This window comes from Amycolatopsis sp. FBCC-B4732 (genome assembly GCF_023008405.1).
Taxonomy (GTDB): Bacteria; Actinomycetota; Actinomycetes; order Mycobacteriales; family Pseudonocardiaceae; genus Amycolatopsis; species Amycolatopsis pretoriensis_A.
The window spans coordinates 8,232,163-8,254,049 of sequence record NZ_CP095376.1 but is presented as its reverse complement, the minus strand read 5'-3'; the positions used below and the strand labels follow the sequence as shown (position 1 = coordinate 8,254,049).

The window sequence follows — 21,887 nt, the reverse complement described above, 5'->3', positions numbered from 1 at the left end:
CCCTAACGTCGTTGTCCTGGGAAAGAGGCCACGACACCAGGGGCGGCGCGCATGCAGGAGCGGACACGGAGGGCAACGGCGGTCGGTGCGACGGCGTTCGTGCTCGCGGGTTCGGCCGTGCTCGGCCTGCCCGGCACAGCCTCGGCCGACACGAAGACGGTTCCGTGCGGCAGCACAGTGACCGCCAAGCCCGGCGACCACATCCAGGGCTCGCTCCTCGGCATTCCCACCATCGACCTGGGTATCGTCGGCCAGGCGACCACCGTCCTCACGAGCGTCGTGGGTGGCCTGCTCAATACGGTCTGCAAGGTCACCGTCAACGTGGTGAACACCGTGGTCTCGCCGGTACCGGTGGTCGGCGCACCGGCCGCGAGCGCGCTCAACCAGGCCGCGGACGGGCTCAACTCCGCCGGCACGAGCGGCCTCAACACGATCAACGGTGGCGGCAAGCAGTCGTCCCCGCAGCCCGGCACCGGCGGCAACCCGCAGCAACCGCCCTCCGGCGGGACCGGCGGCAACCAGCAGGGTGGCACCCCGCAGGGCTCCGGCGGCATCCCCGAGGCGAACAGCCCGCTGCTCCCCGGCTTCTCCGGCGGCGGCGCGAGCCCGGCGTTCGGCGGCTTCCCGTTCAGCATCGGCACGGGCTACGCCCCGATGCGCGACTACAGCGGCATCCCGTTCGCGACGGCCGGCCTGTTCACCCCGTCCCCGGCGATCCGGTACGGCAGCCAGATCCCGGGTTACGCCCCGCAGTACGGCCTCACCGGCCCCGACGCCGCCGCGGCCGACGGCAGTGCTGGCGTCCAGACGGCAGGCCGCGCCGAAGCACTACCGTCCGCATCGGACGGTTTCACGAACGGGTCGAATCTGCCGCTGCTGATCGCGGTCCTGACACTCTCCGGAGTCAGCGCGGGCCTCGTCCGCACTTGGGTGCTCCGCCGAATGGCCGCTGCGAATTGACCCGACTGCCGAGTATCTTTCGCGTATCTCCTTCGTTGATCCTGGTGTTGCCTGGAACGACGCCCCCGTAATTCCCTCTGGAGGACAGTGCTCGTGCGGAAGATCCCCACCTGGCAGACGACCCGCCGCGCACTGACCGTCACCGCCGTCGCCGCTTTCGTGACCGGGGGAGCGTTCCTCTCCTCGGGCACCGCCTCGGCCGCCACGACGCTGGCCGGCACCTGCTCGGGGGCGGTGAACGGCAGCATGGGCGACACGGTCGCCGTGCAGGGCACGTCGGTGAAGGAACTCGTCCGCAAGGGCGCGCAGGACTACGTCAACTCCCACCTCTGGACCGCCCTCTCGGTGTGGCCGAACACCATCGCCGACACCATCGCGGGCAAGGGCGCGCTCGCGGTCGGCCAGGTGCCGAACTCCGCCGGCGGCACGATCGCGGGCTCCGCGATCGGCAGCGCCGTCGCCACCGCACTGAAGGGCTCCAACGGTCTCGGCGTGCTGGACGGCACCAAGGCCGAGGTGCTCAGCGCGGTCTCGGCGAACGTCGCGAAGAGCTGCGGGCTGACCACCGTCGCCACCAACTACGCCCCGCCGAGCACGCCCGGCGCCGGTGGCACCGGTACGCCGCAGGGTGGCACCGGGACCGCCCCCGGCGGGACGTCCGGCAACCTCTCCAACCTGAACCCCGGCACCGCCGGGGGCACGGGTGGCAGCGCGCCGATGCGCGACTACAGCGGCATCCCCACCGCGACCGCCGGCACGGCCGTCGCCCCGGGCGTCCGGTACCCCGCGAACGGCACCCTTCCGGGTGACGCGTCCGCGCCGCAGGCCGGGGCCGGTGACCAGAGCGGGCAGGGCGCCGACATCCGGGACGCCGGCAACGCGCAGTCGCTCGCCTCGAACGGGGCTTCGAACGACGTGCAGCTGCCGATGCTGCTCGCGGTGATCGTGCTGGCCGGGGTGACCGCCGGGCTGGTGCGGACCTGGGTCCTGCGCCGCGCGAGCTGACCCCGCCGTCCGGTCCTGCCGGTACCCCCAGGTAGCCTTACCTGGACAAACCCTCCTGCTACGGACAGTCCGTGGCCGCGAGCCCATAGGAGGTGAGTGGTTGTGTCACGCCATTACGAGGTAATGGTCATCCTGGACCCCACGCTCGACGAGCGTACGGTCGCCCCGACCCTCGACACGTTCCTCAACGTGATCCGCACTTCGGGCGGAAGCGTCGAGAAGGTCGACGTCTGGGGCCGCCGTCGCCTCTCGTACGAGATCAAGAAGCACGCGGAGGGCATCTACGCCCTGCTCGACCTGAACTCGTCCTCGGACGCGGTGAAGGAGCTGGACCGCCAGCTGTCGCTGCAGGAGACCGTGCTCCGCACCAAGGTCATGCGCCGCGAGGTCAAGCGCGCCGCGGCCAAGCCCGCTGCCGCCAAGGCCTGAGCCCGAGGGGAACCCCGATGGCTGGAGACACCGTCATCACGGTGATCGGCAACCTGACGTCCGACCCGGAACTGCGCTTCACCCCGTCCGGTGCGGCGGTCGCGAACTTCACCGTCGCGTCCACGCCCCGCACGCTCGACAAGCAGTCGGGTGAGTGGAAGGACGGCGAGGCGCTGTTCCTGCGCTGCAACATCTGGCGGCAGGCGGCGGAGAACGTCGCCGAGTCCCTGACCCGCGGCGCCCGCGTCGTCGTGCAGGGCCGCCTCAAGCAGCGGTCGTTCGAGACGAAGGAAGGCGAGAAGCGCACCGTCGTCGAGCTCGAGGTCGACGAAATCGGCCCCTCGCTGCGCTACGCCACGGCCAAGGTCAACAAGGTCAGCCGCGGTGGCGGCGGCGGTGGTGACTTCGGCGGCGGCGGCGGTGGCGGCGGCAACCGTGGCGGTGGCGGCGGCGCGCCGGCCGACGACCCGTGGGGTTCCGCCCCGCCGGCCGGCGGCGGTGGCGGCGGCGGCTTCTCGGACGAGCCCCCCTTCTGATCTCGTACACATCCACAAAGATTTGAATTACCAGGAGTAGACAGTGGCCAAGCCACCCATCCGCAAGCCCAAGAAGAAGGTCTGCGTGTTCTGCAAGGCCGAGAAGAAGGGCCGCCCGGAACTGATCGACTACAAGGACACCAACCTGCTGCGGAAGTACATCTCCGACCGCGGCAAGATCCGTGCCCGTCGCGTCACCGGCAACTGCAGCCAGCACCAGCGTGACATCGCCATCGCGGTCAAGAACTCCCGCGAAATGGCGCTGCTCCCCTACACCTCGACCGCGCGCTAAGGGAGGGCACTGAAATGGCGAAGATCATCCTCACCACGGACGTGGCCAACCTCGGCGGCCCCGGCGACATCGTCGAGGTCAAGGACGGTTACGCGCGCAACTACCTGCTCCCGCGGGGCTACGCGATCGTGGCCTCCAAGGGCGCGGAGAAGAACGTGCGCACCATCCAGCGCGCGCAGGAGAGCCGTCGCATCCGCGACCTCGACCACGCCAAGGAGATCAAGGCGACGCTGGAGGGCCTCGGCGCCATCCAGCTCACCGGCAAGGCGGCCGAGGGCTCGAAGAAGCTCTTCGGTTCGATCACCGCCGGCGAGATCGTCGACGCGATCAAGGCGGCCGGTGGCCCCCTGCTCGACAAGCGGGTCATCGAGCTCCGCGACCACATCAAGACCGTGGGCAAGCACTCGGTCGGCGCCCGGCTCCACCCGGACGTGAAGGTCGACGTGCGGCTCGAGGTCAAGGCCGTCGCGCAGTAAGGCAGTACCTCGTGGAAGGCGGGTCGTCCCTGGTGGGCGGCCCGCCTTCACGCGTTTCGGGGGAACCCCGGACACACGGGCGGCGTCGGAGGAGAATGGGCGGGGACGCGAAGGGGATGGATCCGGATGGCCAATGAAGTCAACATGTCAGCACCGGCCGGTGGCGGTGGCTTCACGTTCGACGCCGACAAGATCGACGCCGTCATCAAGAAGTGGCAGGATCTTCGGGCCGATCTGAAGCGCGACTACAACGACGCCAACCTGATGGCGAACGTGAAGGCGCCCGGCAAGGAGTTCGCCAGCGAGGACTGGGAGAAGCTCGCGAACCCGTCCGGCCAGGCCTTCCTCGAGCAGAACCGCAAGATGCAGGAATACGTCACGAACTACATCGACGCGCTGACCGCGGCGAAGCAGAAGATCACCACCAAGGAGTCGGACACCCAGGCCGACATGGCGAAGACGGGGAACCAGGCCACGTGAACCGACGACTGCTCGCCGTCCCGGCACTGGCCTGTGCCGTGCTCGCCGTCGCCGGGTGCGGCGGGAAGACCAGGGGCACCGCCAACGCGGCGCCGTCGACCGCCGAATCCAGCAGCGAGACCCGCTCGGTCGCCGACACCGCGCCGCGGGTGCCGAGCCCGCTCAACACCGGGTCGATCACCTCGGACGCCTGCGCGACGCAGTCCGCGTCGACGCGCTCCGAGCTAGGCCTCGGCGAAGGCGAGCCGCGGACCACGGGCAACGGCCCGAGCTGCACGTTCACCGAAGCCGCCGACCCGGGCAACCAGATCGACGTGACCACGGTGACGGCGAACAAGAACGGGCTCCAGGACGTCTACGACACCAAGGCCAACGACGCCTACTGGGGCGAAACCCAGGCCGCCGGCTACCCGGCCGTCTACGCCGCCGCGGTCGACGACCGCAAGAGCGGCAAGTGCGGCCTGTTCGTCGCGGTGACCGACGAGCTCGCGGTCAACATCCTGGTGCAGTACGACAACGGCGCCGGCGCTTCGGACCCGTGCTCGGTCGCGCAGAAGTTCGGCGAAGCGATGATCCACACCCTGGGAGGCTGAGATGCTGGAACTGGTGCTGCTGGGCGGCTTCGCCGCCTACAACATGGCCACCACGCACTCCGACGACCACACCTCGGCGCAGGGCGACCGGAAGATCGACTGCTACGACATCTGGGAGAAGATCACCACCGGTCCCGGCGCGGGTTCGATCGCGAACGGGCAGTCGGCGGCGAGCCGGCTCAAGGGTGCCTACGCCGAGCGGCTCAGCACGATCGACGGCCTGGCCAAGGACATGGACGCGGCCTGGACGGGCGGCGGCTCCGACGCGGCGCAGAACGCCGGCGCGCACCCGCTGCGGGTGTGGATGGAGGACTCCGGCACCAAGCTGACCGAGTCCGACAAGTACCTCGGCGAGCAGCACAACGCCTTCACCACCGTGCACACGCAGGTCCAGGAGGTCCCGAAGGACCCGCCGAAGAACAACCTGCTCAACGCGGTGACGCCGTGGACGACCGACACCGACCGGGCGATCCGCGACTACAACGCCAAGGGCCAGGCCAACGTCGACGCCTTCAACACCTACTACAAGGCGAGCAACGACAACGGCCAGAAGCTGCCGACGTACTCCGCGCTCAAGGGCCAGCAGGAGAACGTGAACGTCGACGGCGGCAAGGACGGCAAGAAGAAGCCGGGTGGCAACGGGAACGGCACCGGCGACGGGACCGGCGGCGGCAGCGGCGGCGGTGGCTCGATGCCCGGCGTGAACATGCCGGGTGCGGGGGGTGTGCCGTCCTTCGGCGGCCAGCCGACCACGCCGCCCGGCGGCAGCTTCGACCCGTCGAAGGTGCCGGGCTTCGACCCCGGTAAGACGCCGAAGTTCGACCCGCCGCAGATCCCCGGCGGGAACTACGACCCGTCGCAGATCCCCGGGGCCGACAGGTTCACCCCGCCGAACTTCGACGGCACCCACGCGTCCGGCTTCACGCCGCCGAAGATCCCCGGGGCCGGCGGGTTCGGTCCCGGTGGTTCGGGTGGCGCGGGCGACTTCTCGACCCCCGGCGGCGGGGGCTTCGGCCCCGGCGGCTCGGGCGGGATCGGTGACCCGTCGGCGGGCTTCGGCCCGGGCGGCGGGGGCTTCGGGCCGGGCGGCTCGACCGGCGCGGCCGTGCCCGGTGGGGCGGGCGCGGGCCGGGGCGGCATGGGCGCCGGCGCCGCCGGTGGTGCCATGGGCGCGGGCGGCGCGGGGGCCGGCCGGGCCGGTGCCACCGGGATGGGCGGCATGGGGCACGGCGCCAAGGGCCAGGGCGGTGGCGACGAGGAACGCACGTCGAAGTACCTCCTCGGCGACGACCCGAACGACATCTTCGGCACCGACGAGCTCACCGCGCCGCCGGTCATCGGCGAGTAGCGCACGCGGGGCCACCGGGCGCGTGCCAAGATGGGCGCGCCCGGCTTTTCAGCGGGTTCGAGAACTGTTTTCGACTGGGGGAAGAGCGGTGCTGGACAGGCAAGTCACCATCACGACCGGCACCCTGCTCAACCTCATCCGGCGCCGGGGCGGCGAGCCGCACACGGTGCTCGCGGAGACGCCGACCTGGTACAGCGACGAGGCCCAGCGCGAGGAAGACGAGCGCGTCAACGCCGAACTCGCCAAGGCCGGGCTGTTCGGCCCGCGCGGCATGCACCCCGGGTTCGTCGCGACGGTCGAGGCGATCGCCCGGCCGCAGCTGGAGTACTACGGCTGGGTCGACGGCGGCTTCCAGGGCAAGCCGGTCAGCTACCGGCTGCTCGGCGGCAGCGCCGGCGGCGAGGCGTTCGTGCTGGCCAAGCACGAGGAAATGGACGTCGTCGTGCTCGGCTCTTCGCGCCCCGGCGAACTCCTCGACGACTTCCTCGGCCAGATCCCGAAGCTGGCGCCCGGTCGCGGTGCTCCGCTGACCGTGCCGAAGAGCCAGATCGAAGGAACCGCCCGCCGCGACGACGACGGGTTCGCGGTGCTGCGCAACGACCGCCCGGCCGAAGGTTCGCAGGAGGCCGACGAGCTCCGCCGGATCCTCGCGTTGCGCCGGATGGGCAGCGGCAGCCTCTACGTCGCGGCCCGCAACCGGAGTGGCGCGCGGCACCGGATCGAACGGCCGGTGAACTACATCGATACGTCGGAAGGCCGGTGGCTGACCGAAGAGGTTCCGGGGCGCGGGGAGAACCGGATCGCCTTCACCCCGGCCGACCAGCGCGTTCTCGCTGACCGGTTACGCAGCGCACAGGGCCGGCTCACCGCGGCCTGATGCCCGCGCCGTTCAGTCCACCGGGTGGCCGCTCTACCCTGCGTGATATTCATCCACAGGCCCTGGGGGTCAATGGGCCCGGACTGGTCCACGACACGCCGAAGGACGGACTTCACGCGACACGCCGAACGAGTTTTCCGCAAGTTCTCCACAGCTTGTTCACATGGCTTGACCTGGGGGTTTCGGGAGACCGATCACGCTTGTCCCCAACTTGTCCACAGCTCTCACGCCACCTGTGATTGGTTACCCCCATTCATCCCCAGGTTGTCCACAGAAGGCTCCCCACCCGGAATTGCCATCGGCCGTGTGGGGGATCTAGCGTCCCGCCTCGGGCCTGTACTCACCGTGGCGCTCCGCGTGTCTGCGGCCGCCGGTCGACGTTGTCGTCGATCATCTCCGGTGACGAGGTCCGGGTGACGGGGAAGCACGGCACGAGCCGCGTGCTTCGAGAGCGAAGATCCGGCATAATCGAACGGGTGTTCGACACGATGAGGAGGTGTCCGGGGCGGTGGCGCTGACCGACGACCGCAGTCCGATGTACGCGGAGTCCGACCCGGGCCCGAGCGAGCCACCGCCCGACGGCGGTGGCGGGGGTGGCGGCGGCGGGTTCGACCGCCAGCCGCCGCAGGACATGGCGGCCGAGCAGTCCGTGCTCGGCGGCATGCTGCTGTCCAAGGACGCGGTCGCCGACGTCATCGAGGCCCTCGGCCCCGACGACTTCTACCGGCCCGCGCACCAGGCGATCTACGACTGCATCCTCGACCTCTACGGCCGCGGCGAGCCGGCCGACCCGATCACGGTGTCGGCGGAGCTGGAGCGGCGCGGCGAACTGGGCCGCGTCGGCGGCGCGCCCTACCTGCACACGCTGATCGCGACGGTGCCGACGGCGGCGAACGCCGGGTACTACGCGGAGATCGTCTCGGAGAAGGCCGTGCTGCGCCGGCTGGTCGAGGCGGGCACCCGGATCGTGCAGTACGGCTACGGCGCGGCCGCGGCCGACGGCGCGAACATCGACGAGGTGGTCGACCGCGCGCAGGCCGCGATCTACGACGTCACCGAGCGCCGGACCAGCGAGGACTACGTCGCGCTGGAAGAGCTGCTGCAGCCGACGATGGACGAGATCGACGCGATCGCCTCGCGCGGCGGCCAGTCCCAGGGCATCCCGACCGGCTTCACCGACTTCGACGAGCTGACCAACGGCCTGCACCCGGGCCAGATGATCATCGTCGCCGCCCGCCCCGGTGTCGGCAAGTCGACACTGGGTCTGGACTTCGTCCGGTCGGCGTCCATCAAGCACGGGCTGACCAGCGTCATTTTCTCGCTGGAAATGAGCCGGACCGAGATCGTCATGCGCATGCTCTCGGCCGAGGCGAAGATCCGCCTCTCCGACATGCGCGGTGGCAAGATGTCCGACGACGACTGGACGCGGCTGGCCCGCCGGATGAGCGAGGTGTCCGAAGCACCGTTGTTCGTCGACGACTCGCCGAACATGACGATGATGGAGATCCGGGCGAAGGCGCGGCGGCTGAAGCAGCGCAACGACCTGAAGCTCGTCGTCCTCGACTACCTCCAGCTGATGACGTCCGGCAAGCGCGTCGAGTCGCGGCAGCAGGAAGTCTCGGAGTTCTCGCGGCAGATGAAGCTGCTGGCGAAGGAGATCGAGGTCCCGGTGATCGCGATCAGCCAGCTGAACCGTGGTCCCGAACAGCGCACGGACAAGCGCCCGATGCTGTCCGACCTGCGTGAGTCCGGCTCACTGGAGCAGGACGCCGACCTCGTCATCCTGGTCAACCGCCCGGACGCCTGGGAGCGCGACGACCCGCGTGCCGGTGAGGCGGACCTGATCATCGCCAAGCACCGTGCCGGCCCGACCGCGACGATCACCGTCGCGCACCAGCTGCACTACAGCCGTTTCGTCGACCTCTCGCACGACTAGCCGAGGGCGCCGTACCCGCGGACGAACGCGGTGAGCAGGCGGCCGAAGGTGTCGCGGTCCTCGTCCGGCCAGTCCGCCATGACCTCGGCGAACACCGAGCGCCGGAAGGCGTGCAGCTCGTCGAGGTGCGCCTGGCCGGCTTCGGTCGGCACGAGTACCGCGCGCCTTCCGTCGCGCTGATCGGCTTCGCGGCGAAGCAGCCCTTGCTCGACCGCGCGCGCCACCAGGCGGCTCGCGCGGGGCTGGTCGACGCCCATCGCCGCGCTCAAGGCCGTCACCGTGCTGGGCTCGCCGCGGTCGCCGAGCTCCTCGACGACGTCGAGCAGTTCGTGCACCGGGTCGTGCGCGCCGCGGCCCCTGGCCTTGCCGATCCGGCTCAGGGCCCGCCGCTGCTGGCCGCGGCGGATCGCGATCATCGCGCGCTCGACGTCGGCCACCGCGTCCGTCATGGTTGCTCCACCTCCGAACTGCATGTACTTTTACATGCAGTTGTTCACCGACATATCGGAGTCCTCATGAAACCCCTCGGCTGGTGGCTGCGCCACCTCCACGAGCTCCTCGAATCCTCCATGGCCCGGGTCCTCGAAGCGGAATCGCTGACCCGGCGGCACTGGCAGGTACTCAACACGATCGCCCTCGGCGCCCGCACGCCGGAGGAGGTCGACGCGGCCATGGCGCCGTTCGTCGCCGCCGAGGGCTCGATGGCCCCGAAGGTCGCCGACCTGCGCGCCCGCGGCTGGGTCGCCGAAACCGGTGAGCTCACCGAAGCCGGCCGTGGCGCGCACGCCCGCGTCGAGGAGCAGGTGAAGGCCTTCCGCGCGGCCGCGACCGGTGGCGTGAGCGACGACGACTACCGGACGACGATCCGCACGCTGGAGCGGTGCGCGGCCAACCTCGAAGCGGCCTGAGGAATATCCCGGGCCCTCCCGGCGTCCAGTACTCTAGTAGTTGAACTTTCAATCACTGGAGCGCTCGATGACCCGCACCCCGGTCCTCTACCTCAGCCACGGCGCCCCGCCGCTCGCCGACGACGCCACCTGGACCCGCCAGCTCGCCGGCTGGTCCGCCGACCTGCCGAAGCCCCGCGCGATCCTCGTCGTGTCGGCGCACTGGGAGGAAGCGCCGCTGACCCTCGGCGCGACGACGACCGTGCCGCTCGTGTACGACTTCTGGGGCTTCCCCGAGCGCTACTACCAGGTGGAATACGCGGCTCCCGGCGCACCGGAGCTGGCCGCGAAGGTGCGCAAGCTGCTTCGCTCCACCGACACACCGGTGCACGACGCGCCGGAGCGGGGCCTCGACCACGGCGCCTACGTCCCGCTCGTCGAGATGTACCCGGACGCCGACATCCCGGTGCTGCAGGTCTCGATGCCGTCGCTCGACCCCCAGGAGCTGTTCGACCTGGGCCGCAAGCTCGCGCCGCTGCGCGACGAAGGCGTGCTGATCGTCGGCAGCGGCTTCTTCACCCACAACCTCAGCGGGATGGCCCGCGCCACCGACGGCACCCCGCCGGCGTGGTCGGCCGAGTTCGACCACTGGGGCGACGAGGTCCTGCGCAGCGGCGACGTCGACACGCTGCTCGACTTCCGGCACAAGGCACCGGCGGCGACGCTCGCGCACCCGCGGATCGAGCACTTCGCGCCGCTGTTCGTCTCCCTCGGCGCCAGCACGGACGAGGGCTCCGGCCGCACCGTGATCGACGGCTTCTGGCACGGCCTGGCGAAGCGCTCCCTGCAGTTCTCCTGACTTCCCCGGACACGAACGAACCCCAGGGGCCGGGTCGGCTCCTGGGGTTCGTCCTCTCCAGGGAAGGAGAGCCTTTTCGAGTACCGCGATCGCGGGCCGGGGGCGTTCCGTGCGAGGTCACCCTCGCGGCGCGGTGGAACGCCAACCCGTGACAGCGGGGTCAGCGGCCGGGCGGGCTCTGGCTGAACCCGCCCGGCAGTACCGGACTACTTGCGCTTGACCAGACCCAGCAGCTTCGCGAGGAAGCCGGTCGAGTCGAGGCCCGACATGGCCGGGACCTGCGCGGCCGGGGCCGCGCTGTCGAGCACCGGCAGCTTCGCGTTCACCGGCAGGGCCGGGGCGGCGGGCAGCGCGGTCGGCAGCGCCGGGGTCGCGGGCAGCGCGACCGGCAGCGCCGGGGTGGCCGGGGTCACCGGCAGCGCGACCGGCAGGGCCGGGACGCCACCGAGGGCCGGCAGGGCCGGCACCGCGACGGGCAGGCCACGGGTCGGCAGGTCGGCACGCTCGGTGCCACCCAGCGCCGGGAGCGACGGCAGCAGGCCGCCGCTCAGGACCGGGATGTGCACCGGCAGGCCACCGGTCGGCAGGTCGGCGCGCTGGGCGCCGCCGGCCAGGGAACCGCCCAGGCCCGAGAGCCCGTTCAGACCCGGCAGGCCACCCGCGGTGGGCAGGTGGGGCAGCCCGGCCATCGGGGAGCTCACCGGCACGTCGGCGCGCTGCGCCGGGACGGCCGTCGGCAGCGCGGGCAGGCCCGCGGTGGGCAGCCCGGCCGTCGGCAGGCCGCTGGCGAGCGAGGTCAGCGAGGGCAGCTCGCCCGCACCCAGCTCCGAACCCTCGACCGGGTTCGCGATCGCGTCGGCCGCGTCCGTGGCTTCCCCGTCGATGCTCGTCATGTCGGTCGCGTCGGCGGTGGCCACGCCGAGCAGCTCCAGGGGCACCCCGAAGATCTGCACCGGCGCCACGATGTCGTGGTAGAAGTTGTACCCCGACAGGCTGGACCCGTCACCCTCGGTGGTCGGCTCGCCGCCGTTCTCCGTGGTCAGCGTGTTGTCGCCGACGGCGTGCGCGACGCCGCCCACGGTCACCGCGTCGCCGAACAGCTGCGCGATCGCGGTCACCGGCAGGTCGAGGATGTTGCCCGAGATCGCGCCTTCGACACCGGAGGTGGTGTCGTCGCCCGCGTTCTCGACCGAGGTCATGCTGACGCCGGTGCCGCTCGCGACACCCGCGGCGCTGACCGCGTCCCCGAAGACCTGCGCCACCGGCAGCGCGTCCGCGCCGACGATGTTGCCGGCCACCGAGCCACCGTCACCGTTGGTGGTGGCGTCGCCGCCGGCCACCGACGTGGTGTCGTTGGTGCCCAGGCCGTGGCCCAGCGCGGCACCCGCGACGCCGTCGCTGAAGACCTGCGCCACACCGGCGATCGGCGCCTTGACGATGTTGCCGGTGAGCGCGCCGTCCTGCCCGTCGGTGAGGGCGTCGCCGCCCGCCGAGGAGTCGGTGATGTTGTCGTTCTCACCGGTGCCGATGCCCGCGAGGGCGGCACCGCTGCCGGCGGCCAGCACCGGGAGCGAGACCGGGGCCTCGATGATGTTGCCGGCGCCGGCGCCCGCGGGGCCGTTCGCCGTGACGTCGCCGCCCGCGTTGGACGTCGTGTCGGTCGAGCCCTTGCCGTGGCCCTGGCCGACGAACGCGCCGCCGATGTTGGCGACCTGGACCGGCAGCGAAGCCGGCACGGTGCCCAGGTTGGAGCTCAGGAAGCCGTTGTCGTCGTGGGTGGAGCCACCGCCGCCACCGGAGACGACCTTGGTCTCCTCGGCCGAGCCGGAGCCCTGGCCGATGAAGGAGCCGCCGACGCCGAAGACCTCGGCGGGGAGGCCGACCGGCACCTGGACGACGTTGCCCGAGCCGGACGAGTCGTTGCCCTGCGTGCCGTCGTACGCCCCGGCGGTGACCGTCTTGTCCTCGGTCGCCGTGCCGGACGCGTTGCCGATGTGGCTGCCGCCGATGCCGAAGACCTCGGGCGCGCCCGCGGCCTGGGTGTTGACGATGTTGCCACCCAGCACGGAGTCGTTGCCCCGGGTGTAGCTGCCGTTGCCCGCGTTGGCGTCGGTGGTGTTGTCGTGCGCGGCGTTGGCCTGGCCGATGTAGGTGCCACCGATGCCGAAGGCCTCGACCGGCAGCGCGACCGACGGGTTCAGGACGTTGCCCGAGCCGCTCGCGTTGTCACCGGCGGTCTTGACGAAGCCGCCCGAGTCGACCGTGCTGGAGGAGCTGCCGGTCTCGGGGATGCCCGCCGAGGCGTTGCCGATCCACGAGCCCGCGACACCCGCGACGTTCGCGATCGGGGAGAGCGAGGCCGCCCCGCCGTTGCCGGACAGGAACGAGTCGTTGCCGCTCGTCTCGAGGTAGGTCGGGATGCCGAGGCTGCCCTCGCGCGTGTCCCCGGCCGTGGCGTCGGCGGAGGTGTTGCAGCCGTCGGAGTTCGACAGCGAGCCCCACACGGCGCCCGAGTTGCAGTTGAACTTGACCGGCAGGGCGATCGGCGCGCCGACCACGTTGCCGGAACCGCTGGCCTGGTCGCCCGAGCTGAACAGCGAGCCGCCGGAGGTGGCGACCGTGTCGGCCGAGTAGCCGTGGCTCTGGCCGTTGCCGAGCAGGTACGACGCGGCGTTGCCGGTCACCTGCACCGGGGTGGCGAACTGGCCGGCCACGATGTTGCCGGAGAGGGAGGAGCCGTCGCCGTTGGTGTCGACGTCCCCGGTCTCGGTGGCGCTCTGGTTGGCCGACCCACCGGTCACGCGGCCGGTGCCGCCGGCGACGCCGCCGCCGTTGCCGGCGATCTGGACGGGGAGCGCCCAGTCGAGGGCGACCGCGTTGCCCGCGAGGCTCGAGTCCTTGCCGGTCGTCGCGATGTCCTGGCTGTGGTCCCAGGTCTGGGTGTGGTCGCCACCCTGCACGGTCGCGTCGCCGAGCACGCCGACCGCGTTGTCCACGATCTGGATCGGGACGACGACGTCGCCCGTGACCTTGTTGCCCTTGAGGTTGTTGTGGCTCGGGGTGAAGGCGCCCGCACCGTCGGCCTTGGTGACACCGCCGAGGGTGCTCTGGCTGATCGGGCTCGCTTCGTCGAGCTGCTTCGCCGCTTCGTTCGCCGCGTTGGTGACCGGCTTGGCGCTCAGCTCCGTCTGCCCGGCGGGCAGGTCCAGCTGGCCGAAGGGGGTCCCGACCGCGTTGTTGGCCTCCTGGATGGGGACCGTCACGTTGAGGTCGAGCGGGGACGCCGGGGCGTCCGGGTTGACGTTCTCGTCGGCCGAGGCGATGCCGGTACCCAGCATCAGCAACCCACCCGTGACAAGTGCGGTCTGGAGTCCGCGCTTTGCCCACGTCTGCATGGGGTTTTTCTCCTTTATTTCGGGTTCCCTTGCGGGCTTGTGGGGGTGCGCTCGTCGAATTCGAAATGGAGTCCGAGCCGCACCCGAGGGGGAAGGAACTTCTTGCGGGCGCGAAAAAGCGCACCGCCGGATCACGGGTGGTTCGCGGACGCGGACGCCGTCAGCTGAGGACGGACTTGGGCGCGTCAGCTACCCGTGCAGGAGGTGTTCAGTCAGGAGTGACACCGGGCTGCTCGCCCGGGGTGCGCATCGCGGTGCGCAGGCCGGCGCGGCTCATGGCCGCGACGGCGGAGTCGACGGCTTCGGTCGTCCAGAAGGGGACGCCGAAGTTGAGGCCGTCGAGGTGACCACCGGGGGCAGTGCTGCCACCCGGGGCGGTGGGGACGGACGGTGCGACCGGAAGCTGCACCGGGGCCAGCGGCGACGGCAGGTCACGGTGCGAATCGCGGGACTCGCCCGCGGCACCGGTGCCGTCTTCGTGCTGGAAACCCGTCGGCATCGCGAGCGGAGCTCGCAACGCGGCGGGGAGCTGGACGGTCGAGGCGGCGACCGTGTCCGTGGTCTGGCCGAGGCCCGTGGTGACCGGCTCCGGCTCGACCGGGGCGTGCCCCGGGAGCGGGATCAGGTCGCCGCCGGCGGCCGGGGCGAGCAGCTGCAGCACGTCGTGCGCCGGCTCGGGGGTGAAGGTCTGCTCGAGGACCTCGCGGGTGTCCTGCGGCTTGCGGACGATGTGCTCGACCGCGCCGAGGGCGCGGTGGGCCGGGCTCACGACGGCGTCGTCGGCGAGGTCCGAGACCGAGTCGCTGACGCGCTCGGAGACCTCGTGGCCGAGGGTGCGGGCGCACGGCTCGCTCCACGACGTGGCGTCCTGCTGGCAGCTCGACGCGGAGACGTGGGTCGCCGCTTCCGAGGCGCCGCTGTTCACGTCGCCGATGCTGCCGGTGGCGGCCGCGGCGATCGGGGCGGGGGCCACGTCGACGGTGTCCGCGGAAGCGGCCGCACCCGAGACGAGCCAGGCGGCGGCGGTGCCGGCCACGGCCCCGCCGAGCACCAGCAGCGCACGCGACACGAAGCGGCCGGCGCGCTTGGCGCCCTGCCCCTCGTTCGTCGCGTGGTCGGCCACTGGTGCGTCTCCAAGAGTTCGGTGGGTGTCCGGCGATCTGCCGTTACGGGAGCGACCTAACCAAATCCGCGACGCCGCCCGCACCCTCGACACGACTTGATGCCCCCATCGTGTGAAGAACACAGCGTGCGATCGGCTTTCACGGCGGGTGATCACGGCTGGCCCGTGCGCGTGTCGGACTCGGCTGCGGGAAAGCGGCCGAATCGGACGGTGTTGCCAGTACGGTGAGCCGGTGAGCCACGCGCGACGCGAAGACCCGTTCCTGCCGGAGCACGAGGACATCACCGGGCTGATCCCCCGGGGCCTGCGCATCAGCGCGGCGTTGGCGTGGCGGTTCATCGTGGTGGTCGCCGCGCTGTACGCCGTGGTGTGGGTGATCGGCTACCTCTCGGTCGTGATCATCCCGCTGTCCATCGCCCTGCTGCTGTCCGCGCTGCTGGCGCCGGCGGTGCAGAAGCTGGTGGCGGTGAAGTTCCCGCGCGGGCTGGCGACGGCGATCGTGCTGATCGCCGGGCTGGCGGTGCTGGGCGGGCTGCTGACGTTCGTCATCACGCAGTTCTCCTCCGGCCTGCCGCAGCTGCAGAAACAGCTGAACGACAGCCTCAACCAGATCAAGGAGTGGCTGCTCAACGGGCCGCCGCACCTGCGCCAGGAGCAGATCCAGGACTTCATCAACCAGGCGATCGGGTTCATCCAGAACAACCAGGCGTCCATCACGACGACCGCGTTGACGACGGCGAGCACGGTCGGCGAGATCCTCACCGGCTTCCTGCTGACGCTGTTCATCACGATCTTCTTCCTCAGCGGCGGCGACGGCATCTGGACGTTCCTCGTCCGCGCGGTGCCCCGCCCGGTCCGCAACCGCGTCGACGTCGCCGGGCGCCGCGGGTTCGCGTCGCTCGTCAGCTACGTGCGCGCGACGGCCGCGGTGGCCGTGGTCGACGCGGTCGGCATCGGCGTCGGCCTGTGGATCATGGGTGTCCCGCTGGTGATCCCGCTGGCGACGCTGGTGTTCATCGGCGCGTTCATCCCGATCATCGGCGCGGTCATCACCGGCGGCGTCGCGGTGCTGATCGCGCTGGTGACGAACGGCTTCATCGGCGCGGTGATCGTGCTGGCCATCGTGATCGGCGTGATGCAGCTGGAGAGCCACATCCTGCAGCCGCTGCTGCTCGGGCGGGCGGTGAAGCTGCACCCGCTCGCCGTCGTCCTGGCCATCACCGCCGGACTGGTCGCGGGCGGGATCGCGGGTGCGCTGCTCGCCGTGCCGCTGCTGGCGGTGCTCAACGCCGGCGTCCGGTCGCTGCTGCACGAGACCAACCCCGACCCGGCCGAGGTGGACGTCCTCAAGGACCAGGCCGCGCAGCCGAACGACGCCGAACCCGGGGGCCCGAAGGCCGAAATCGCGACGGTCGCCGAGGAGGAAGCCGACGCTTCGACGGCGGAGCCGCCGAAGCGCGACGACAAGCCGTGACCACCCGGCGGTCACCGGACCCGATCACGCCGATGTGGCGGGGCGTGCTCGCGTTCCGCTGGCTCACCTGGGCGTTCGCCTGCGGCACCGTGATCGTCCAAAGCGGTCACTACCAGCGCGAATGGCTGGCGTGGGCGATCGTCGGCGCGATGGCTGCCTGGTCGGTCGTCACCAGCTTCCTCTACCTGCGCGAGCGGACGCGGCCGCCGGCGCTGGTCGTCGTCGACCTGGCGTTCACGACGGCGTTGCTGCTGACCTCGCCGTGGGTGCTCAGCGACGCGCAGTTCGCGCTGAACGTCCCGCTCATCACCACGGTCTGGGCGGCCGTGCCCCCGGTCGCCGCCGGCGCGCGCTTCGGTGCGAGCGGTGGCGTGCTGGCCGGGCTGGTCGTCGGCGTCGCGACCGGGCTGGCGCGGGAGAAGTTCGACCTCGACGTCGCCCGTGACGGCGTCCTGCTCGCCGCCGCCGGTCTGCTGGTCGGGATGGCCGCGACAATGGGCCGCCGGTCCGCGGCGCGGCTGGAGCAGGCGCTGCGCAAGGAAGCGGCGACGGCCGAGCGGGAGCGGCTGGCCCGCTCGATCCACGACAGCGTGCTGCAGGTGCTCGCCCGGGTCCGCAAGCGCGGCAACGAGGTCGGCGGCGAAGCGGCGGAGCTCGCGCGGCTGGCCGGCGAGCAGGAGATCGCGCTGCGGTCGCTGGTGACGACCGAGCCGCTGACGCCGAACGACAGCGGAACGCTGAGCCTGCGCGCGGCCCTGCAGCTGCTCGCGACGTCGTCGGTGCAGGTCTCGACCCCGGCCGACGACGTCGAACTGCCGGCCCACGTCACCGAAGAGCTCGCCGCCGTCACCCGCGAAGCGCTGGCGAACGTCGAGAAGCACGCCGGGCCGGGCGCGCACGCGTGGGTGCTGCTGGAGGACCTGGGCGGCGAAGTCGTGGTGAGCGTCCGCGACGACGGACCGGGCATTCCGGACGGCGTTCTCGAGCGAGCGGCAGCGGACGGGCACCTCGGCGTGGTGGAATCCATCCGGGGGCGGGTCCGCGATCTCGGGGGGAGCGCGACCCTCGACACCGGGCCCGGCCGGGGCACGGAGTGGGAGGTCAGGGTGCCGAGCACGAGGGGTGCGCAATGAGCGAGGCGCGGATTTCGGTCATGGTGGTCGACGACCACCCGATCTGGCGCGACGGGGTGGCCCGCGACCTGACCGAGCACGGCTTCGACGTGAAGGCGACCGCGCCGGACGCCGACGCGGCGCTGCGCATCGCGCGGACCGTCCTGCCGGACGTCGTGCTGATGGACCTCAACCTGGGCACCACCTCGGGCGTGGACGCCACCCGGGAGATCACCGCGGCGCTGCCGTCGACGAAGGTGCTGGTGCTGTCGGCGAGCGGGGAGCACAAGGACGTCCTGGAGGCGGTGAAGGCCGGCGCGTCCGGCTACCTGGTCAAGTCGGCGTCGTCGGCGGAGCTGGTGGACGCCGTGCACCGGACCGCGGCGGGCGACCCGGTGTTCACCGCGGGACTGGCCGGGCTGGTGCTCGGCGAGTACCGGCGGATGGCGGACGCGCCGGCCGGCGGCGCCGAGCCGCCCCGGCTGACCGAGCGCGAAACCGACGTCCTGCGGCTGGTCGCGAAGGGGCTGACCGCGCGGCAGATCGCCGAGCGGCTGGTGCTGTCGCACCGCACGGTGGAGAACCACGTCCAGTCGACGCTGCGGAAGCTGCAGCTGCACAACCGCGTCGAGCTGGCCCGCTACGCGATCGAGCACGGCCTCGACGGGGAGTGACCCTCACGGGAGGACGGCGAGGCCCGACCAGTCGCCGGCCGGCAGGGTGGCCGAGCCGAGGCGCCACCGCGGCTCGCCGGGGTGCCAGGCCCCGATGACGCCGTCGGCGAGCACGAGGTCGTCGTTCGCGGTCCAGTCGAGGCCGCCGTTGCGCTTGAGGTGCTCGGTCACGTACGGCATGCCGGGAGCGTGTTCCCAGGTCAGCGTGTCCGGGCGGAGCAGCCAGACGTCCCGGAGCTGGGTGCTGGTGCCGCGGTAGGCGGCGTTGGCGAAGTCGGCCGCGATCCAGGCGCCGTCGCGCGATGCGACCACGGTCGGCTGGCCGCCGATCGACGGACGGCTGAGCCGCTTGCGGCCGCGGTCGCGCAGGTCGACGAGGGTGAGGTCGGTGAGGCCGTCGAGCAGCATCCGGTCGCCGGCGACGGCGAGGATGCGTGGGGCCTGCTCGACCGTGCGGCCGGTGGCCGGGTCGATCAGCGCGTCGGTCGACTCGGCGGCGCCGGAGTTGATGGTGATCAGCAGGCCGTGCGCGGTTTCGGCGCGGACCCGGGTGCGGCAGCTGGCGGGCTGGCCGCGGTCGGGCTCACCGCCGGCGAGGGGCACGTGCTGCAGCCGGCAGTTGTCGGGCGCGTCCTGCCGGATCAGCCAGACGCCCTGGCCGGCGACGTCCGGCGCGACCGACCAGGCGCGGCCGAGCGAGCGCGGCGGGGTCGACGGGCCGGTGTAGGCGAGGATTTCGAACGGCTCGATGCTGTGGGTGTCGGGCGGGAAGGTCGTCAGGACGGCGCCCGTCCCGACCCGGACGACGCTCAGGCCGGTGTCACCACCGGGGTAGCCGGGCGGCGTGGCGCCGGCGCCGCGGTCGGCGTCGAACAGGGTCGGGCCGGTGGTGGGGAGCAACGCCGTGACCCCGATCCCGCCGGTCGCCCGGACGCCGGTGAGGCCTTCCGGCAGCGACGCCGTCGCCGGGGGCGGCGCGGTCGTCGTGGCCGGCGGCGGCGGTGGCGGCGGGGTGGTTTCGCCGGTGCACCCGGACAGCAGGACCAGCGCCGCCCCGAGAGCGGCACCGCGAACTACGGGTCCGTTCAGGGTTTTCCCCCGATCTGCCTGGTGGGATCCGGTTCTACCATCGTGACCATGGGCGAGGAAGAGAACGCGGCGGCCGACCGGGCCACCGAAACCAAGCCGTTGAGCGAGCGCGACCTCCGGGTGTCCGACGACGAGCGCGAACACGTCGTCGGCGTGCTCCAGAAGGCGATCGGCCGCGGCATGATCGACCTCGACGAGTTCACCGAGCGGACCGACCGCGCGCTGGCGTCGAGGACGCGCGGCGAGCTGAACGCCGTGCTGGCCGACCTCGCCGGGCTGTACCACCCGAACGCGGCCGTCACCGCCGCTCCGGCGTACGCGCCGCCGCCGGTGGGCTACGCGCCGGGCCGCCGGTTCGAGCTCAACGCCAAGTACTCCTCGCTGCACCGCGGCGGGCCGTGGGTGGTGCCGCCCGAGCTGGTCGTCCGCAACAAGTACGGGTCGACGAAGCTGGACTTCACCGAGGCCCAGGTGCAGTCGCCGGTGGTGCACATCGAGCTGGACGCCAAGTGGGGTTCGGTCGAGATCATCATCCCGGAGCACGCCGCGGTCGACCTCAACGCGATCAGCGACGTCAAGTTCGGCGCGATGGAGGACAAGACGCGCAGCAACGGCCGGATGGGCAATCCGCGCTACGTGCTGAGCGGCCGCGTCCACGGCGGTTCGCTGGTCATCCGCCACCCGCGGCGCGGGCTCTTCGGCTAGCCGGGGTCCCTCTGCCCCCGGCGTCAAGGAGGCCTCCCCGCCCAGGCATCGGGCGGGGAGGCCTTCGTGTTCGGCTCAGGCGGTCCGCAGGTTCTTCAGGACGAACCGCACGAGCACGGCGAACGCGACGGCGGCGAGCCCGGCGACGACGTGCAGCCCGCTGGCGAACCCGTACGCCCGGACGACGGCGCTGCCCAGCGTCCCGACGGTCGCGAGCCCGAGCGAGTACCCGAACTCGTTGACGGTCTGCGCGAGCGCGGAGGCGGCCCCGGCCTTGCGCGCCGGCACCGACCCGACGACGAGATCGGTCCCCAGCGCGACCATCGGCCCGACCCCCAGCGACGTCACGGCGAACCCGAGCGCGGGCCACGCGGGTCCACCGGCCGGCTCGACGAACGCGAGGATCGCCATCCCGGCCGCGGCGAGCGCGACCCCACCGGCGATCAGCACCCGCGGCTCGACGCGGCGAACGAGCACGGGAGCGGCGAGGAAGCTGACGGTCGAGGCGGCCATCCCCGGCAGCAGCCCGAGCGCGGCCCCGACCGGCGAGAGCTGCTGCGCGACCTGGAAGAACTGCGCGACGAACAGCATCGTGGTCCCGCCGAGCATGCTGAACAGCAGCATCCCGCCGAGCGCGGTCCGGAACGCCTTCGCGGCGAAGAGGCTGAAGTCGATCAGCGGCTCGGCGAGCGTCCGCTGCCGCTTCACGAAGACGTACCCGACGAGTCCGCCGATCAGCAGGGCGAGCACGGGCCCGGGGTGGACGCCGTCGCGAGCGAGCTCCTTGACGCCGTAGACGGCGGGCAGGATGGCGGCGAGCGAAAGCCCGACACTGGGCAGATCGAGCCGCCCGGCGGTTTCGTCGCGGTACTCGGGCAGCAGCTTCGGGCCGATGACCAGCAGGAGGACCATCGCGGGGACGCCGAGCAGGAAGACCGAGCCCCACCAGAAGTGCTCGAGCATGAACCCGCCGACGACCGGCCCGATGATCGCCCCGACGGTGAAGCACCCGGCCCAGATCCCGATCGCTTCGGCCCGCTGTCGCGGGTTCTCGAACATGGCCCCGATCAGCGAGAGGGTGGAGGGAGCGAGCGTCGCCCCGGCGATCCCGAGCGCCCCCCGCGCGACGATGAGCATGGCGGCGCTGGTGGAGAAGGCGGCGACGACGGAGGCAACCCCGAAGGCGGCGGCCCCGATCAGCAGGAGTTTCCGCCGGCCGATCCGGTCCCCGAGCGTCCCCATGGTGACCATGAACCCGGCGACCATGAAGCCGTAGGTGTCCATGATCCAGAGCTGTTCGGTCCCATCGGCGTGCAGACTGACGGCGAGCTTCGGCAGCGCGAGGACCAGGACGAAGACGTCGAGCGAAACGAGCAGAGCGGGCAGGGCCAGCACGGCCAGCCCGACCCACGCCCGCCGCCCGGCCCTGACTTCGGCAACCGGAGCGGAGATGGTGGCGGTCATGTGAGGGTCCTCCCGACTCGGCTGGGGTGCTTGCACCAGTTCGTCGAGCGGGAAGGACCGGGATCGACAGACCCCGGGGATGTTTTTCGTGAGGCCGGGGTTGTCCACACCCCTCGAACAATGTGGACAACCCCGTGCGGCCAGGTTCGCACAGGTCGGAACGGTCGGTGATG

General features: G+C 71.7%; 22 protein-coding genes. 17 read left to right on the top strand and 5 right to left on the bottom strand.

The window, feature by feature from the left end; genetic code table 11:
• Window positions 1-51 precede the first annotated feature (51 nt).
• From MUY14_RS37090 to dnaB, 11 genes are all read left to right on the top strand, one after another.
• A complete protein-coding gene (locus tag MUY14_RS37090; protein WP_247016415.1) occupies window positions 52-960 on the top strand; it encodes a hypothetical protein in 909 nt (302 codons plus the stop codon).
• Window positions 961-1,047: 87 nt separating this feature from the next.
• Window positions 1,048-1,965 (top strand): hypothetical protein, encoded by a 918-nt coding sequence (locus MUY14_RS37085; RefSeq protein ID WP_247016413.1) that lies wholly within the window; start codon window positions 1,048-1,050, stop codon window positions 1,963-1,965.
• Window positions 1,966-2,067: 102 nt separating this feature from the next.
• Entirely contained in the window at window positions 2,068-2,394 is a 327-nt protein-coding gene (gene rpsF, locus MUY14_RS37080; RefSeq protein ID WP_176742059.1) for a 30S ribosomal protein S6, read from the top strand.
• Window positions 2,395-2,411: 17 nt separating this feature from the next.
• Window positions 2,412-2,930 carry a single-stranded DNA-binding protein gene (locus MUY14_RS37075; RefSeq protein WP_247016411.1) on the top strand — a complete coding sequence of 173 codons (519 nt, stop codon included), beginning with the start codon at window positions 2,412-2,414 and terminating at the stop codon, window positions 2,928-2,930.
• Window positions 2,931-2,973: 43 nt separating this feature from the next.
• The gene (gene rpsR / locus MUY14_RS37070) at window positions 2,974-3,222 is read left to right on the top strand and encodes a 30S ribosomal protein S18 (RefSeq protein ID WP_003098744.1); all 249 of its coding nucleotides are present in this window, start codon (window positions 2,974-2,976) and stop codon (window positions 3,220-3,222) included.
• Between the two features lie 14 nt (window positions 3,223-3,236).
• Entirely contained in the window at window positions 3,237-3,698 is a 462-nt protein-coding gene (gene rplI / locus MUY14_RS37065) for a 50S ribosomal protein L9 (RefSeq protein WP_003098743.1), read from the top strand.
• A gap of 126 nt (window positions 3,699-3,824) precedes the next feature.
• Window positions 3,825-4,178: a hypothetical protein gene (locus MUY14_RS37060; protein ID WP_315863238.1), complete on the top strand. Its 354-nt coding sequence runs from the start codon at window positions 3,825-3,827 to the stop codon at window positions 4,176-4,178.
• The gene (locus tag MUY14_RS37055) at window positions 4,175-4,771 is read left to right on the top strand and encodes a DUF3558 domain-containing protein (protein WP_247016407.1); all 597 of its coding nucleotides are present in this window, start codon (window positions 4,175-4,177) and stop codon (window positions 4,769-4,771) included. Before MUY14_RS37060 ends, MUY14_RS37055 begins: the two co-directional genes overlap by 4 nt.
• Window position 4,772: 1 nt before the next feature.
• Window positions 4,773-6,119, top strand: coding sequence for a hypothetical protein (locus tag MUY14_RS37050; protein ID WP_247016405.1), 1,347 nt, complete (start codon window positions 4,773-4,775; stop codon window positions 6,117-6,119).
• An 88-nt stretch (window positions 6,120-6,207) separates the two neighbouring features.
• Complete coding sequence (locus tag MUY14_RS37045; RefSeq protein WP_247016403.1) at window positions 6,208-6,996, top strand: ESX secretion-associated protein EspG; 789 nt, start codon at window positions 6,208-6,210, stop codon at window positions 6,994-6,996.
• 508 nt (window positions 6,997-7,504) lie between these two features.
• The gene (gene dnaB / locus MUY14_RS37040; RefSeq protein ID WP_247025432.1) at window positions 7,505-8,932 is read left to right on the top strand and encodes a replicative DNA helicase; all 1,428 of its coding nucleotides are present in this window, start codon (window positions 7,505-7,507) and stop codon (window positions 8,930-8,932) included.
• Here the strand turns inward: dnaB and MUY14_RS37035 are convergent.
• A complete protein-coding gene (locus tag MUY14_RS37035; protein ID WP_247016401.1) occupies window positions 8,929-9,381 on the bottom strand; it encodes a MarR family winged helix-turn-helix transcriptional regulator in 453 nt (150 codons plus the stop codon). The genes dnaB and MUY14_RS37035 overlap by 4 nt on opposite strands.
• A 66-nt stretch (window positions 9,382-9,447) precedes the next feature.
• On the opposite strand from MUY14_RS37035, the gene MUY14_RS37030 reads away from it, so the two are divergent.
• Both MUY14_RS37030 and MUY14_RS37025 read left to right on the top strand, forming a co-directional pair.
• The gene (locus MUY14_RS37030) at window positions 9,448-9,840 is read left to right on the top strand and encodes a helix-turn-helix domain-containing protein (RefSeq protein WP_247016399.1); all 393 of its coding nucleotides are present in this window, start codon (window positions 9,448-9,450) and stop codon (window positions 9,838-9,840) included.
• Window positions 9,841-9,907: 67 nt separating this feature from the next.
• The gene (locus MUY14_RS37025; RefSeq protein ID WP_247016397.1) at window positions 9,908-10,678 is read left to right on the top strand and encodes a dioxygenase; all 771 of its coding nucleotides are present in this window, start codon (window positions 9,908-9,910) and stop codon (window positions 10,676-10,678) included.
• 206 nt (window positions 10,679-10,884) lie between these two features.
• On the opposite strand, the gene MUY14_RS37020 is transcribed toward MUY14_RS37025, so the two are convergent.
• Window positions 10,885-14,073, bottom strand: coding sequence for a PE-PGRS family protein (locus MUY14_RS37020; RefSeq protein ID WP_247016395.1), 3,189 nt, complete (start codon window positions 14,071-14,073; stop codon window positions 10,885-10,887).
• A 208-nt stretch (window positions 14,074-14,281) separates the two neighbouring features.
• Window positions 14,282-15,196 carry a hypothetical protein gene (locus MUY14_RS37015; protein ID WP_247016388.1) on the bottom strand — a complete coding sequence of 305 codons (915 nt, stop codon included), beginning with the start codon at window positions 15,194-15,196 and terminating at the stop codon, window positions 14,282-14,284.
• Between the two features lie 232 nt (window positions 15,197-15,428).
• Here MUY14_RS37015 and MUY14_RS37010 point away from each other — a divergent pair, with 232 nt between their 5' ends.
• The 3 genes from MUY14_RS37010 to MUY14_RS37000 are packed head-to-tail and all read left to right on the top strand — an operon-like array spanning window position 15,429 to window position 18,456.
• A complete protein-coding gene (locus tag MUY14_RS37010) occupies window positions 15,429-16,670 on the top strand; it encodes an AI-2E family transporter (protein ID WP_247016386.1) in 1,242 nt (413 codons plus the stop codon).
• Window positions 16,667-17,803 carry a MacS family sensor histidine kinase gene (gene macS / locus MUY14_RS37005; protein ID WP_247016383.1) on the top strand — a complete coding sequence of 379 codons (1,137 nt, stop codon included), beginning with the start codon at window positions 16,667-16,669 and terminating at the stop codon, window positions 17,801-17,803. The genes MUY14_RS37010 and macS overlap by 4 nt, the downstream gene beginning before the upstream one ends.
• Window positions 17,800-18,456 (top strand): response regulator transcription factor, encoded by a 657-nt coding sequence (locus MUY14_RS37000; RefSeq protein ID WP_247016381.1) that lies wholly within the window; start codon window positions 17,800-17,802, stop codon window positions 18,454-18,456. The genes macS and MUY14_RS37000 overlap by 4 nt, the downstream gene beginning before the upstream one ends.
• A gap of 3 nt (window positions 18,457-18,459) precedes the next feature.
• On the opposite strand, the gene MUY14_RS36995 is transcribed toward MUY14_RS37000, so the two are convergent.
• A complete protein-coding gene (locus MUY14_RS36995; protein WP_247016378.1) occupies window positions 18,460-19,356 on the bottom strand; it encodes a hypothetical protein in 897 nt (298 codons plus the stop codon).
• A gap of 237 nt (window positions 19,357-19,593) precedes the next feature.
• Here MUY14_RS36995 and MUY14_RS36990 point away from each other — a divergent pair, with 237 nt between their 5' ends.
• Complete coding sequence (locus MUY14_RS36990; protein ID WP_247016376.1) at window positions 19,594-20,250, top strand: DUF1707 domain-containing protein; 657 nt, start codon at window positions 19,594-19,596, stop codon at window positions 20,248-20,250.
• A gap of 75 nt (window positions 20,251-20,325) precedes the next feature.
• On the opposite strand, the gene MUY14_RS36985 is transcribed toward MUY14_RS36990, so the two are convergent.
• On the bottom strand, window positions 20,326-21,714 hold the full coding sequence (locus MUY14_RS36985; RefSeq protein WP_247016374.1) for an MFS transporter: 1,389 nt from the start codon (window positions 21,712-21,714) through the stop codon (window positions 20,326-20,328).
• Window positions 21,715-21,887: the final 173 nt, after the last annotated feature.